The sequence below is a fragment of the Streptomyces sp. JN8 genome (genome assembly GCF_055808075.1).
In genome coordinates, this window is sequence record NZ_CM147852.1 from 2677054 (window position 1) to 2690013 (window position 12960).

The 12960-nt window shown below is 73.0% G+C and carries 14 protein-coding genes; 7 read left to right on the plus strand and 7 right to left on the minus strand.

Annotated features, from left to right (window positions below; translation table 11 throughout):
* Positions 1 to 116 precede the first annotated feature (116 nt).
* The 3 genes from ACY0MR_RS11405 to ACY0MR_RS11415 form a co-directional block, all read right to left on the minus strand.
* Positions 117 to 1157 carry a 3-isopropylmalate dehydrogenase gene (locus ACY0MR_RS11405; protein ID WP_361851117.1) on the minus strand — a complete coding sequence of 347 codons (1041 nt, stop codon included), beginning with the start codon at positions 1155 to 1157 and terminating at the stop codon, positions 117 to 119.
* An 80-nt stretch (positions 1158 to 1237) separates the two neighbouring features.
* A complete protein-coding gene (locus ACY0MR_RS11410; RefSeq protein ID WP_260461862.1) occupies positions 1238 to 1369 on the minus strand; it encodes a hypothetical protein in 132 nt (43 codons plus the stop codon).
* Positions 1370 to 1608: 239 nt separating this feature from the next.
* A complete protein-coding gene (locus ACY0MR_RS11415; protein WP_473560575.1) occupies positions 1609 to 2505 on the minus strand; it encodes a LysR family transcriptional regulator in 897 nt (298 codons plus the stop codon).
* Between the two features lie 101 nt (positions 2506 to 2606).
* Between ACY0MR_RS11415 and ACY0MR_RS11420 the strand changes: the two genes are divergently transcribed.
* From ACY0MR_RS11420 to ACY0MR_RS11430, 3 genes are read left to right on the plus strand one after another with little or no spacing between them, the layout of a single operon-like run.
* The gene (locus tag ACY0MR_RS11420) at positions 2607 to 3611 is read left to right on the plus strand and encodes a zinc-binding dehydrogenase (RefSeq protein WP_473560577.1); all 1005 of its coding nucleotides are present in this window, start codon (positions 2607 to 2609) and stop codon (positions 3609 to 3611) included.
* 55 nt (positions 3612 to 3666) lie between these two features.
* Positions 3667 to 4008 carry a PadR family transcriptional regulator gene (locus ACY0MR_RS11425; RefSeq protein ID WP_388793749.1) on the plus strand — a complete coding sequence of 114 codons (342 nt, stop codon included), beginning with the start codon at positions 3667 to 3669 and terminating at the stop codon, positions 4006 to 4008.
* Entirely contained in the window at positions 4005 to 4748 is a 744-nt protein-coding gene (locus ACY0MR_RS11430; RefSeq protein ID WP_473560579.1) for a hypothetical protein, read from the plus strand. Before ACY0MR_RS11425 ends, ACY0MR_RS11430 begins: the two co-directional genes overlap by 4 nt.
* A 7-nt stretch (positions 4749 to 4755) precedes the next feature.
* Here the strand turns inward: ACY0MR_RS11430 and ACY0MR_RS11435 are convergent, their stop codons facing one another.
* Positions 4756 to 5292, minus strand: a complete 537-nt coding sequence (locus ACY0MR_RS11435; protein ID WP_473560581.1) for a GNAT family N-acetyltransferase — start codon at positions 5290 to 5292, stop codon at positions 4756 to 4758.
* Positions 5293 to 5400: 108 nt separating this feature from the next.
* Between ACY0MR_RS11435 and ACY0MR_RS11440 the strand changes: the two genes are divergently transcribed.
* On the plus strand, positions 5401 to 6294 hold the full coding sequence (locus ACY0MR_RS11440) for an alpha/beta fold hydrolase (protein ID WP_473560583.1): 894 nt from the start codon (positions 5401 to 5403) through the stop codon (positions 6292 to 6294).
* Here the strand turns inward: ACY0MR_RS11440 and ACY0MR_RS11445 are convergent.
* The 3 genes from ACY0MR_RS11445 to ACY0MR_RS11455 all read right to left on the minus strand — a co-directional run bounded on the left by ACY0MR_RS11445 (position 6284) and on the right by ACY0MR_RS11455 (position 9250).
* Positions 6284 to 6520 carry a hypothetical protein gene (locus ACY0MR_RS11445; RefSeq protein WP_388793741.1) on the minus strand — a complete coding sequence of 79 codons (237 nt, stop codon included), beginning with the start codon at positions 6518 to 6520 and terminating at the stop codon, positions 6284 to 6286. The two genes, ACY0MR_RS11440 and ACY0MR_RS11445, sit on opposite strands and share 11 nt — an antisense overlap.
* Before the next feature lie 141 nt (positions 6521 to 6661).
* On the minus strand, positions 6662 to 8293 hold the full coding sequence (pruA, locus tag ACY0MR_RS11450) for an L-glutamate gamma-semialdehyde dehydrogenase (protein WP_388793739.1): 1632 nt from the start codon (positions 8291 to 8293) through the stop codon (positions 6662 to 6664).
* A gap of 30 nt (positions 8294 to 8323) precedes the next feature.
* Positions 8324 to 9250, minus strand: coding sequence for a proline dehydrogenase family protein (locus ACY0MR_RS11455; protein WP_388793737.1), 927 nt, complete (start codon positions 9248 to 9250; stop codon positions 8324 to 8326).
* 183 nt (positions 9251 to 9433) lie between these two features.
* Here ACY0MR_RS11455 and ACY0MR_RS11460 point away from each other — a divergent pair, with 183 nt between their 5' ends.
* From ACY0MR_RS11460 to ACY0MR_RS11470, 3 genes are all read left to right on the plus strand, one after another.
* Entirely contained in the window at positions 9434 to 10555 is a 1122-nt protein-coding gene (locus ACY0MR_RS11460) for a PucR family transcriptional regulator (protein WP_392862401.1), read from the plus strand.
* 62 nt (positions 10556 to 10617) lie between these two features.
* The gene (locus ACY0MR_RS11465) at positions 10618 to 11766 is read left to right on the plus strand and encodes a DUF1266 domain-containing protein (protein WP_473560586.1); all 1149 of its coding nucleotides are present in this window, start codon (positions 10618 to 10620) and stop codon (positions 11764 to 11766) included.
* Positions 11763 to 12935 (plus strand): DUF1266 domain-containing protein, encoded by a 1173-nt coding sequence (locus ACY0MR_RS11470; protein WP_473560588.1) that lies wholly within the window; start codon positions 11763 to 11765, stop codon positions 12933 to 12935. Before ACY0MR_RS11465 ends, ACY0MR_RS11470 begins: the two co-directional genes overlap by 4 nt.
* The last annotated feature ends 25 nt before the right edge of the window (positions 12936 to 12960 follow it).

The following is a 12960-nucleotide window of genomic DNA, read 5'->3' on the forward strand; positions in this document are numbered from 1 at the left end:
CACGAAACGGGTGAACACGGTCCAGGGTTCGATGGTTGCACCCTGCGGCCGCACAGGTACAGCCGCCGGGCGCTGAGGCGACCCGGCGGCTGCTGTGGAGAGTCAGTCGGCGCGGGTCAGCTCGCTACTCGCGCGGCGAGCGCGTCGCCGATCTCGTCCGTGGTGCGGACGGAGTCGCCCCGCTCGGTGAGGTCGGCCGCGACGGCCTCCTCGACCCGGGCGGCCTCGGTCTCGTAGCCGAGGTGGCGGAGCAGGAGCGCGACGGAGAGGACGGTGGCCGTGGGGTCGGCCTTGCCCTGGCCCGCGATGTCCGGCGCGGAGCCGTGGACCGGCTCGAACATGGACGGGAACGCGCCGCTCGGGTTGATGTTGCCCGAGGCGGCGACGCCGATGCCGCCGGAGACGGCCGCGGCGAGGTCGGTGATGATGTCGCCGAAGAGGTTGTCGGTGACGATCACGTCGAAGCGGGCCGGGTCGGTGACGAGGAAGATCGTCGCGGCGTCGACGTGCAGGTAGTCGGTGGTGACCTCGGGGAACTCGGCCGCGACCTTGGTGAAGATGTCCGTCCACAGGTGGCCGGCGAAGGTCAGCACGTTGTTCTTGTGGACCAGCGTGAGCTTCTTGCGCGGGCGGGCCTGGGCGCGGGCGAAGGCGTCGCGGACGACCCGCTCGACGCCGAAGGCGGTGTTGACCGAGACCTCGGTGGCGACCTCGTGCGGGGTGCCCTTGCGGATCGTGCCGCCGTTGCCGGTGTACGGGCCCTCGGTGCCCTCGCGGACCACGACGAAGTCGATCTCGGGCTGCCCGGCGAGCGGGGTGGCGACGCCGGGGAGCAGCTTCGAGGGACGCAGGTTCACGTGGTGGTCGAAGGCGAAGCGGAGCTTCAGGAGGAAGCCGCGCTCCAGCACCCCGGACGGCACCGACGGGTCGCCGATGGCGCCGAGCAGGATGGCGTCGTGCTTCTTGAGCGAGTCGAGGTCGGCGTCGGTGAGGGTCTCACCGGTGGCGTGGTAGCGCTTGGCGCCGAAGTCGTACTCCTCGGTCTCCAGCTTCACGTCCTGGGGAAGGACGGCCGCGAGGATCTTGAGGCCCTGGGCCACGACCTCCTGGCCGATGCCGTCGCCGGGAATGACTGCGAGATTGATGCTGTGAGACATGTCGGCACCCTACTCTTCGTCCCATCGTCTGACACGTCTCGTCCATCATGTGGACGAAGCGCCCTTCGGGTGACGGGGGGTCAGTGGCCGGTGGAGCCGCCGTTGTCACGGCGGTCGAGGGCGCGCTGGAGGGCGGCTGCGGCGTTCTGGCGGGCCTCGTCGCTGGGACGGTTGGCGGAGTGGCGGACGCGGCGGGCGGTCTGAGTTGCCATGAGGGATCGACTCCTTGAGATCAGTGGTGATCCGAAGTGCGGAGATCAGTGGTGATCGAAGGTGCCGGCAGGGGCGGGGAGCGCCGCCGCAGGGGTTGCCTGCACAGGGCGTCGCGCTCTCGACCGCCATTCGCTGATGAAGCGAGACGTTCGGCTTCTACAAAGCTAGGGCAGGTCCCCTCATCTGTCTCCACAATTACTCGGACTTCCTACTATCTGAGACGGCATGCCACGGCGCGTCAGCCCGCGATGGCCCGCAGCTCGCGGATGAGGGCCCGTACGGCGAGCGAGGAGGCCAGCTCGGGGGTGGTGACGTAGCCGACGGAGCGGGTCGGGCGGTCCGGACCGAGATCGGTGATCTCGACCGAGGACGGCGCTCCGACCAGGGACAGCTCCGGCATGACCGCCATCCCGAAACCGGTGCCCACCATCGAGAGCACCGTCCCGTCGTCCTCGGCCCGGACGGTGGCGGGCGGCAGCCACTCCTGCCCGGCCCACCAGTCGCGCGTGTACGAGGTGCAGTTCTCGGTCCAGTCGATCAGCGGGAGCGAGCGGGGTGCCGGATGGCCCGCCGGGTGCACCAGCGCGTACCCCTCCTCCACCAGGACGCCGCCGACCAGCTCCGGCGGGACGGGCGAGGTCGTGCCGAGCGTCGCGATGCCGAGGTCGGCCCGCCCGTCGAGCACCTCGCCGGCGGTCCCGCGCCCCACCTCCCGCACGATCCGCACCTCGGGCACGATCCCCGGGTGCCGCTCCGTCAGACGCCCCAGGGCCCGCGGGAGCAGATGGAGCGCGGCGCTGCGGAAGGCCGCGATCCGCAGCGGTCCGGCGGGGACGCCCGCGCCCGCCCCGGCGCCCGCCGCGGCACTCGCCGCGGCGCGCACCTCGGAGCCCATCACCTCCAGGAGCCGGAGGGCCCGCCGCGCGTGCGCGAGGGCCACCGCGCCCGCCGGCGTCGGGGACGCGCCGGACCGGCCGCGGTCGAAGAGGACCGCGCCCAGCCGCCGCTCGCTGCCCCGCACCGAGTGGGAGACCGCGGACTGGGTCATGCCGAGGACGGCGGCGGCCGCCGAGAAGCCACCGGTGTCGGCGACGGCGACGAGGACGCGCAGTTCGCGGGGCGCGAGTTCGGTCACGGGGGCTCCCACCTGTGTCTATGAGCGGCGCTCATGGACGGGCCGCGGCCATCGACGCTACCCCCTGCCCGGCCGCCGGATTCCTTCCTACGGTCGGCGGCATGACGAACGACACCATGATCACCGTCCGGCAGACCGCCCGTCCGGACGGCTTCCCCACGCCCGGCCTCTTCGCCTTCACCGAGTCCGCGGTCCCGGCACCGGAGCCGGGCACCGCCCTGGTCGAGAACCTCCAGTGGTCGGTCGACCCCTACCACCGCGAGGCGATGGACTCGGACGAGATCTGGACCCTAGGCTCCCCCATGGAGGGCCGCACGCTGGGCCGGGTCCTGGAGTCCCGCGACCCCGCGCTACGGCCGGACGACCTCGTCCTGCACCGCCGGGGCTGGCGCACGCACTCCGTCGTGTCCCCCGCCGAGGCGAGGAAGGTCCCGGACCTCGGCCCCGGCGTCCCGCTCGCGGCGCACCTGAGCCTGCTCGGCGGTACGGGCCTGTCGGCCTTCGTGGGTCTGACCCGGATCGCGCGCCTCCAGCCGGGCGAGGACCTGTTCGTCTCGGCCGCGGCGGGCGGGGTGGGCACCGCGGCGGGCCGGCTGGCCCGGCTGCTGGGCGCGGGCCGGCTCGTGGGCAGCGCGGGTTCGGCGCGGAAGGCGGCGTACCTGACGGAGCGGGTCGGTTTCGACGCGGCCTTCGACTACCACGACGGCCCGGTCCCGGAGCTGCTCGCCGCGGCGGCGCCGGACGGGCTCGACGCCGTGCTGGACGGGGTGGGCGGCGACCATCTGGAGGCGGCGATCGGATCGCTGCGCCCGTTCGGGCGGATCGCCTGGGTCGGCGCGGTGGGCCAGTACCACGCGCTCTCCACTCCCCCGCCGGCTCCGCGCAACCTCTTCGACGTGGTCGGCAAGAGCATCCGGCTGGAGGGGTTCCTGGTGCGCGACCACGCCGACGCCCTGGAGGAGCTGTACGACCTGGCCGTTCCGGGGCTGCGCGACGGCTCGCTGCCCCTGGACGTGACGATGGTGGAGGGCTTCGAGCACATCGTGAGCGCGTTCCTCGGGATGCTGCGCGGCGAGAACCTGGGGAAGATGCTGGTCGCCCGATGAACTCGGCCCCACTATCTAGTTTGCATCCCTACCTAGCTGGTGGTGCAATACACCCATGGCCGCAGACCGCAGATCCAGCTGGCTCAAGGGAGTCCTCGACCTGCTCGTCCTCTCCCGCCTGACCGACGGCGAGAGCTACGGGTACGAGATCGCCAGGGCGCTCGCCGAGGCGGGACTCGGCGAGATCAAGGGCGGGACGCTCTATCCCGTACTGAACCGGCTGGAGGAAGCGGGTCTGGTGGAGGCCGAGTTCCGCGCCGCGGAGCGCGGCCCGGGGCGCCGCTACTACCGGCTCACCGCACAAGGGCGCGAGCACCTCGCCACCGAGAGCCGCGACTGGCTGCGCTTCCACCGCGCCGTCGAGACCACGCTCCACCCAGGGGGAACCACCGCATGACCACCGCACCCGACCGCTACTTCGCCGAGCTCGCCGACGCGCTGCGCGCCGCGGGCGTGCCGCAGGAGCAGATCGACGCCACCGTCGAGGACCTGCGCGGGCACCTCTCCGGGACCGGGGCGCACCCGGAGGAGGAGTTCGGGCCGGCCGCCGCGTTCGCCGCCCGGCTCGGCGGCCTCGCGCCGCTGCCGGGCGAACCGGACGACCGGGCGGAGAGCTGGACCTGGACGGCGGACCTCTTCAACGACCGCCGGATGCTCGCCGTCCACGGCGACCAGGGCTGGGAGGTGGAGTCCCTGGACCCCCTCGGCCGGTTCGTCTGCCGACGTCCCGCGACGGCGACCCTGCGCTGGGAGTACCGCCGCGAGGTCATCGGCGCCGGGCGCCGGGCCAAGGTGCTGGCCGAGCTGGAGCCGGAGGGCTGGGAGCCGTGCGGGGAGTGGCTGGTGTACGGCTACTTCAAGCGGCCGCGGGCGGCGACGGCGGGCCCCGCCGGATCCCTGGACGTCCGGCCGGCCGCCCCGCGCCGGTGGCTGTTCCTGAGCCGCCGCGGCAAGGCGGCGCTCGCGGTGTGGGCCGTCGTGGTCGGCGCCGCGACGGCGGCCTGCTTCATCGGGACGCTCGGCACGGGCGGGCTCGCGATCACCATCGCGCTCGCCTCGATGTTCTCCGCCCTGTTCACCTCGCACCTGGAGACGGCCAGGGGGCGGGTGGACCAGGAGCGCCCGAGCTCCTCCTGACGCCTCCTCACATCACGTCGCCGTCACGCCAGTCGAAGACGAGCGCGGCGGCCGGATCGGGCAGTCTCCGGCCGGCCGCCGGGCGCAGCAGGACGTGTCCCTCCTCCTCCGCGAGCCGGACGGGCCCCTCGGGTCCCATCGCCTCGATGCGGCCCTCCCAGACCCGCCAGCCGCGCGCCCGGTAGAGCGCGGCCCCCTCGTCCGAGGCGCCGAGGGCCCCAAAGGCGTGGGTCCCGTCGATCACCCGCTCCAGTGCGGCCATCACGGCGCCACCGAGCCCCCGCCGCCGGAGGCCGGCCCGGACGGCGACGGCCTCGACGTACCCGACGCGGTGGGAGCGCCCGCGGTGGCGGGCGCGGCGCAGGACGACGGCACCGTGGGCCGCGATGCCGTGCTCGTCCTCGATCCAGGCGTGGACGCCGCCGAGGCAGTGGTCCCAGTCCTCGTCGGAGAAGCCTCCGTCGAAGGCGTCGTCGAGCAGCGCGCGTACGGAGCGGAGCCGATCGGCCCCGAGTTCGTGGGTGGGCGCGGTCCTCACGGTCATGGCCCCAGACTCCCACATCACCTCTAACCCTTAAAGGAACATTGACAGGTTAGAGGAAGCCTGCTTGAGTCGACTCATAACCACTGTCGTGCACGTAAGGGGTTAGAGATGACGTCCGCCGTTTTGTCCGTCCACCACCGCACCGCCACCGTCCGGGGCCACGAGATCGCCTACCGGGAGGCCGGTCCGGCCGACGCGCCCGTCCTCCTCCTGCTGCACGGCTTCCCCACCAGCTCGCACATGTTCCGCGACCTGATCCCGCTGCTCGCCGACCGCTACCGGCTGATCGCCCCCGACCACCTGGGCTTCGGCCGCAGCGCGGCACCCGACGCCGCCGAGTTCGCCTACACCTTCGCCGAACTGGCCTCGCTCACCTCGGAGTTCACCGAGACCCTGGGGCTGGAGCGGTTCGCGCTCTACATCCAGGACTACGGCTCCCCCATCGGCCTGCGCCTCGCCCTCGCCCACCCGGAGCGGATCACCGCGATCGTCACCCAGAACGGCAACGCCTACGAGGAGGGCCTCGGCGCCGAGGCCTGGGCGCCGGTCCTCGCCCTGATCGCGGAGCGCACCCCGGAGACGGAGGCGCCGGTGCGCGCCCTCCGCTCCCTGGACGGCATCCGGTGGCAGTACGAGACGGGCGTGCCGGCCGCGTACCGGGACCTGCTGAGCCCGGACGCCTGGCACCACGACGCGGCGCTCATGGCCCGCCCGGGCCAGGACGGCATCCAGCTCGCCCTGATCGCCGACTACGGCTCCAACTTCGCGCTCTACCCGGCCTTCCAGGAGTACTTCCGCACCAGCCGGGTCCCGCTGCTCGCGGTCTGGGGCGAGGGCGACGAGGTCTTCGTCCCCGCGGGCGCCGAGGCGTTCCGCCGGGACCTCCCGGACGCCGAGGTCCACCTGCTCCCGACGGGCCACTTCGCCCTGGAGACCCACGCGCCGGCGATCGCGGAACTGATCGGGGACTTCCTCGGGCGGCGCGCCGACCTCAGGCCGTAGCCCTCTCCAGATCCCGGCCCACCCGCTCCAGCCAGCCGGCGAGCTCCTCCCGGGAGGAGGCCTCGCCCCCGCTCAGGGCCGCGGCCTGCGCGTCCGTGATCCGGTCGGGCCCCGACTCCGTCAGCAGCCCGTGGAGCCGCTTGACCAGGGACATCATCCGCAGCGCGTCGAGATGCTCGACCGCGTCGACCCCGTGCCCAGGGCCGAGTGTCGTCGAACCGGGCATGTCGTACCTCCTCACCGAACCCCCTCCCAGCAGCGTAAGCCCGCACGATGAGAACCGCCCCCGTCCTCGGTTGGGGGACCGGGGAGGGGGGCGGTGATCGGGGGCCGCTCGCGCGGCGGGCCTCCGGGGGAGGCGGGGGCGTCAGCCCATGTGGGGGTAGCCGTACTCGGTCGGCGGGACCAGCGTCTCCTTGATGGCGCGGGTCAGCGTCCAGCGCATCAGGTTCTGCGGGGCGCCGGCCTTGTCGTTGGTGCCCGAGGCACGGCCGCCGCCGAAGGGCTGCTGGCCGACGACGGCGCCGGTCGACTTGTCGTTGATGTAGAAGTTGCCCGCGGCGAAGCGGAGCTTCTCCATCGTGTACGCGGCCGCGGCACGGTCGCCGGAGATGACCGAGCCGGTGAGGGCGTAGTCCGAGACCGACTCCATCTGGGTCAGCATCTCGTCGTACTTCTCGTCCTCGTAGACCAGGACGGCCAGGATCGGACCGAAGTACTCGGCCTTGAAGACCTCGTTCTCCGGGTCGGTGCACGCGATGACGGTCGGGCGGACGAAGTAGCCCACCGAGTCGTCGTAGGTGCCGCCGGCGATGATCGTGCAGGTCGGGTCGGCCGCGGCGCGGTCGATCGCGGCCTTGTTCTTGGCGAACGAGCGCTCGTCGATGACGGCGCCGATGAAGTTCGACAGGTCGGTGACGTCACCCATGGTGATGCCGTCGACCTCGGCCGCGAACTCCTCCTTGAAGCCGTCGTTCCAGATGGAGGCCGGAACGTAGGCGCGCGAGGACGCGGAGCACTTCTGGCCCTGGAACTCGAAGGAGCCACGGGTCAGCGCGGTCTTCAGGATGGCGCGGTCGGCGCTGGGGTGCGCGACGACGAAGTCCTTGCCGCCGGTCTCGCCGACGATCCGCGGGTACGAGCGGTACTTCTCGATGTTGGTGCCGACGGTCTTCCACAGGTGCTGGAAGGTCCTGGTCGAACCGGTGAAGTGGATGCCGGCCAGGTCGGGGTGGTTCAGGGCCACCTCGGAGACGGCGATGCCGTCGCCGGTCACCAGGTTGATGACGCCCTTCGGCAGGCCGGCCTCCTCCAGGAGCTCCATGAGGAGCACGGCGGAGTGGGTCTGCGTCGGGGACGGCTTCCAGACCACCACGTTGCCCATGAGGGCGGGGGCGGTGGGCAGGTTGCCCGCGATCGCCGTGAAGTTGAACGGCGTGATCGCGTAGACGAAGCCCTCCAGCGGGCGGTGGTCCAGACGGTTCCACACACCCGGGGAGTTCGCCGGCGGCTGCTCCGCGAGGATCTGGCGGGCGTACGCCACGTTGAAGCGCCAGAAGTCGACGAGCTCGCACGGGGTGTCGATCTCGGCCTGCTGGGCGGTCTTCGACTGGCCGAGCATGGTGGACGCGGCCAGCGTCTCGCGCCACGGGCCGGCGAGCAGCTCGGCGGCGCGCAGGATGATCGCGGCGCGGTCGTCGAAGGACATCGCGCGCCAGGCGGGGGCCGCGGCGAGGGCCGCGTCGACGGCGTCCTGGGCGTCCTTCGCGGTGGCGCCGCGGAAGGTGCCGATGACAGCCTTGTGGTTGTGCGGCTGGACGACCTTGAACTCCTCGCCGCCGCCGAGGCGCTTCACGCCGCCGATGGTCATCGGCAGCTCGCGCGGGTTCTCGGCCAGCTCCTTGAGCTTGGTCTCGAGGCGGGCGCGCTCGGGGGAGCCGGGGGCGTAGCTGTGCACCGGCTCGTTGACCGGAGCGGGGACCTGGGTGACAGCGTCCATAAGTCTCGTGACTCCTTGTGAGAGGTGGGCTCAGCCCTTGGTGAGGATGGAGCGGACGAAGAAGAGGAGGTTGGCCGGCTTCTCCGCGAGGCGGCGCATGAAGTAGCCGTACCAGTCGGTGCCGTACGCCGTGTAGACACGCATCCGGTGGCCCTCGGCCGCGAGGCGGTTCTGCTCCTCGCTGCGGATGCCGTACAGCATCTGGAACTCGTACTCGTCCAGCTTGCGCCCGGCACGGCGGGCGAGCTCCTGGCCGATGGAGATCAGGCGCGGGTCGTGGGAGCCGATCATCGGGTAGCCCTCGCCGTCCATCAGGATCTTCATGATCCGGACGTACGCCTTGTCGATCCCGGGCTTGTCCTGGACGGCGACCGAGGCGGGCTCCTTGTAGGCGCCCTTCACGATCCGGACGCGGGAGCCGTTCGCGGCGAGGCGGCGGGCGTCGTCCTCGGTGCGGAAGAGGTAGGCCTGGATGACGCAGCCGGTCTGCGGGTGGTCCTTCCGCAGCTCCTCGTGGATGGCGAACATCGAGTCGAGGGTGGTGTGGTCCTCGGCGTCCAGGGTGACCGTGGTGCCGATCTCGGCGGCGGCCGCCACGACCGGGCGGACGTTCGCGAGGGCCAGCTCGTGGCCGTTCTCCAGCGACTGGCCGAACATCGAGAGCTTCACGGACATCTCGGCGCGCTCGCCGAGGCCCAGCTCCTTCAGGCGCCCGATGAGCTCCAGGTAGGCGTCGCGGGCGGCGTACGACTGCTCGACGGTGGTGATGTCCTCACCGACGACGTCGAGGGTGACCTCCAGGCCGCGGTCGCTCAGCTCCTGGACGATCGGGACGACGTCCTCGACCGTCTGACCGGCGATGAAGCGGGCGACGACCTGCTTGGTCCCGGGGGCGGCCGACACGAAACGGCGCATCTTGTCGCTGCGCGACGCGGCGAGGATCACGGGACCCAGCACGGGGACCTCCAGAAGGACAGGGTGACGAAGGGGGCCGTACCCGGTCTTTGCGAAGAATCCGGGAACAGCACGAAGAACCACCGTGAAACCTAGGGACCGCTCCGATCGTCCGCCATCTACAGCTGTCACGCATCCGTGGGCGGCCTCTCATACATATGTCTGAGAGGGTGCGAGAATGGCGCTGTGAAGGGCGATTACCAAGAACTGGTGGACGAGATCTCCGCGCTCCTGGGCGCACCCGCGACGCTGGAGAACCGAGACTTCGGCCTGATTGCCTTCGGTGCCCACGACAGCGACGACGACAGCGCGATGGACCCCGTCCGGACCCGGTCGATCCTGACGCGCAAGTCGACCCCGGCCGTCCGCGCCTGGTTCGAGGGCTTCGGCATCACCCGGGCGACGGGCCCGGTCCGCATCCCGGCCGCCCCGGACGCCGGGGTGTTCCGCGACCGCATCTGCCTGCCCGTACGCCATCGGGGTGTCGTCCTGGGCTACGTCTGGCTGCTCGACGCCGAGCCCGGCCCCCCGCCGGCCCGGCTCACGGCCGCCATGGAGGTGGCCACCCGCATCGGCGACCTGCTCGCCGACGAGGAGCGCGCGGACGCCGACCTCTCGCGCGAGTTCGCCGCGACCCTGACCGCCGGACGCGGCTGGCAGAGCGAGATGGCCGTCGCGGCCCTCCGCGTCGCCCTCGGCCCCAGCGGGGACGGTCTGCACGCCGTCGTCTGCGTGACCCCCTGGCAGGGCGAGGCCCCCTCCGTCCGGTCGGTCCCCGGCGCGGCGGCCGTCGCCGTGCTCCCCGAGGGGGACTCCGGTGAGTCCCTCGCCGCCCTCGTACGGCTCCGCACCGCCGAGGACCTCTCCCCCGCCCGCACGGCCGCCGACCGGCTGCGCGCCGCCGCCCCGGCCGGCATCGCGAACCCCCGCCGGGGCCTCACGGACCTCCCGGCGGCCTGGCGCGAAGCCAACACCGCCGCCCGCGCCGCCACGGCGCAGCCGAGCCTGGGCCCGGTGGCCGAGTGGGCCGGGATCGGCCCGTACCGCCTGCTCGCGGCGCTGTACCACCCCGAGGTCGACCCCGCCGTCGCCCCGCTGGTGGCCCCCGCCCACGCCGAACTGGCGCGCACCGCCGAGGTGTTCCTCGACAACGCGGGCCAGGCGGGACGCACGGCGGCCGCCCTGGGCATCCACCGGCAGACCCTCTACTACCGGCTGTCCCGGGTCGAGCAGCTCACCGGCCTGGACCTGGACGACGGCGAGGACCGCCTGCTGCTCCACATGTCCCTCAAGTCGGCGCGGCTCTGAGGCCGACGGTTCCGAACGGCCGCCCCGCCGGCCCGGTTCGGCCCGTTCATAGAATCTCCCCCATGACCACGGGGAACGGGGCGCCGCCGACGCACACCGAGCGACTGCTGTACGAGGCGGGGGAACGCGACGACCGCGCCGCGGTCCTGGACGCCCTCGGACGGACCCGGCTGTACGTCCTGCAGGCACGGGCGCAGGCCGACGCCCCCGGCCACGTCCCTCCCCTGATCTCCCGGCGCGACCGGTCCGCCCGGCGCACCGTCGTACCGGTGCTGACCGAGGGCATGCTGCCGCCGTGGCACCCGGACTGGGTCTTCCAGCAGACCACCCTCGGCCGGCTCGCCGCCGCCTGGCCGAACGACCGGTGGTGGCTCGCGGTCAACCCCGACACCCCGTTCGCGGCGGCCCTCCCCGCCCGGGCCCGGGACCGGCGGGCCTGGCGGGAGGCGAGCGACCGGGGCGGCGGCCCGCCCCGCCTCCACCTGCTCACCCACGCGGGCGGCCCCCTGCACGGCCCGGTCGCGCACGCCCTCGCGCTCGGCGCGCACCTCGCCGTCCTCAACGGCCTGGTGTGGAACGGCCTCGGCGCCCAGTACGAGGACTACCCCACCGACGTCTCCCGGCTGCGCCGGCCGTGGGCCGTCCACCACCGGGCGGACTTCCGGGACAAGCTGCGGATCCTCCTCGCCACCCGGCTGGTCGGCAGGGTCCCCGAGTCCGTGCTGGGCGTCCGGCGCACCCTCACCGCCCGGCTGGGCGCCGCGCCCTCCGGTGAGGAGTGGGCCGCCGCGGTGACCGCCGCGTTCGAGCGGGACGACCCCCACGGCGAGGACCGGACCGAGGCCGCGGAGTTCCTGCGGCGGATCACCCACTACGAGGAGCGGTTCCGCGCCGACGGCCTCCTGCCGCCGGACGGCCGGGTCGACACCCTCGCCGCCTTCGACCACGGCCGGGCCGTGAACGTCGTGCGCCTGGCCCTGGGCGCGCGGTACTGCGATCCGCGGGAGGCCGAGGAGTCCGTCCTGAAGGTCCTCGAAGCGGCACGACGGGCGTACCGCTCCTGGGAGGAGTTCTCGCTCGGCTATCTGCTCGCCCGGCTGATCCACTTCGACGAGGGGGACCCCGAGCCGATGTACCAGGAGTCCACCGCCCTCCATCGCGCCCTCACCCAGGACCCTTCGAGCCCCTACCGGAACATCCCGTGGTCATGAGCCCCCGCCGCAAGCCCGCACCGCACGCCGCCCCCTGGACCCCGCCGTCCGAGACCGAGCAGCTGCTCCACGAGGCGGTGCTGCGCGGCGACTTCGCGGAACAGATCCGCGTCCTCGCCCGGGCCGAGCTCTTCATCGGTGCTCCGCGGGCCGAGGTGGACGCCGAACCCGCGTCGGTCTACTGGCGGACCCGGCAGCTCCCGAAGGGGCTGGTCGTCCGGCCGCTCCTCACCCGCGGGATGCTGCCGCCCTGGCAACCGGACCTGGTGTTCCACCGGATCACCCTCCAGTGGGTCGCCGAGTGCGCCTGGCGGGACCCCCGGGCGCTGCTCGCCGTCAACGGCGGCACCCCCGGGGAGCTGCTGCTGCCGGCCACGCCCGAGCACCGTGCCGGATGGTTGCGCGCGTACCGCGAGCGCGAGCACGGCTCGGGCGACCGGTTCGCCGCTCTGCGGCACGGGCCGCTGCACGGCCCCCTCGCCTTCGGCCTCGCCTGCGGCGCCCATCTGGCCTTCGGCAACGGCGTCCCGTGGAACGACGTCGGGTCCCACTACCGGGACTACACCGAGGACCTCGACTCGCTCCGCGAGGCCTGGGGCGTCACCGACCGGGCCGGCTGGCGCAAGCAGCTCGACGCGCTCCTCGACGGGCGCAACAGCCCGCCCGAGCCGGACTTCGCCCTCCGGATCCGCGAGGAGCTGCGGCACGCGCGCGCCGCGGTGCCCGCGCCCGACGAGTGGCGCGAGACGGCCGCGGGACACGCCCAGGACCTGGGCGCGGGCCCGGCGGCGGTACGGCACATCGAGGAGCTCGTACGCCGCATCGTGCGCTACGAGGCCCGGTTCCGGGCCGAGGGGCTGCTGCCGCCGGACGGACGGGTGCGCAGGACGGTCGCGTACGACTACGGGCGCGCGGTGAACCTCACGCGCTGGGGCCTCTCGGCCCGCTTCTGCGCGCCCGCCGAGGCCGAACAGGCGATCGTCCACGCGGGGGCGCTCGCCCGGTCGGCGTACGCCTCCTGGGAGGAGTACTCGGCGGGGTACGCGCTGGGGAGGGTGCTGCGTTTCGACGGGGAGGAGTACGGCTGCTTCCACGAGGGCAACGTGGCCGCCCACCGCGCCCTGACGGCCCACGAGGGCAGCCCCTGGCGCAACATTCCGTGGCGCTGAGCCGGGCCCGTCACTCCCCCTCCGG

Excerpts from the sequence above, each read along its gene's own strand:
- ACY0MR_RS11440 (WP_473560583.1), top strand. The coding sequence starts at position 5,401 with ATGACGTCCGCCGTTTTGTCCGTCCACCACCGCACCGCCACCGTCCGG.
- ACY0MR_RS11445 (WP_388793741.1), bottom strand. The coding sequence starts at position 6,520 with ATGCCCGGTTCGACGACACTCGGCCCTGGGCACGGGGTCGACGCGGTC.
- pruA (WP_388793739.1), bottom strand. The coding sequence starts at position 8,293 with ATGGACGCTGTCACCCAGGTCCCCGCTCCGGTCAACGAGCCGGTGCAC.
- ACY0MR_RS11470 (WP_473560588.1), top strand. The coding sequence starts at position 11,763 with ATGAGCCCCCGCCGCAAGCCCGCACCGCACGCCGCCCCCTGGACCCCG.
- ACY0MR_RS11465 (WP_473560586.1), top strand. The coding sequence starts at position 10,618 with ATGACCACGGGGAACGGGGCGCCGCCGACGCACACCGAGCGACTGCTG.
- ACY0MR_RS11420 (WP_473560577.1), top strand. The coding sequence starts at position 2,607 with ATGACGAACGACACCATGATCACCGTCCGGCAGACCGCCCGTCCGGAC.
- ACY0MR_RS11435 (WP_473560581.1), bottom strand. The coding sequence starts at position 5,292 with ATGACCGTGAGGACCGCGCCCACCCACGAACTCGGGGCCGATCGGCTC.
- ACY0MR_RS11425 (WP_388793749.1), top strand. The coding sequence starts at position 3,667 with ATGGCCGCAGACCGCAGATCCAGCTGGCTCAAGGGAGTCCTCGACCTG.
- ACY0MR_RS11430 (WP_473560579.1), top strand. The coding sequence starts at position 4,005 with ATGACCACCGCACCCGACCGCTACTTCGCCGAGCTCGCCGACGCGCTG.
- ACY0MR_RS11405 (WP_361851117.1), bottom strand. The coding sequence starts at position 1,157 with ATGTCTCACAGCATCAATCTCGCAGTCATTCCCGGCGACGGCATCGGC.
- ACY0MR_RS11410 (WP_260461862.1), bottom strand. The coding sequence starts at position 1,369 with ATGGCAACTCAGACCGCCCGCCGCGTCCGCCACTCCGCCAACCGTCCC.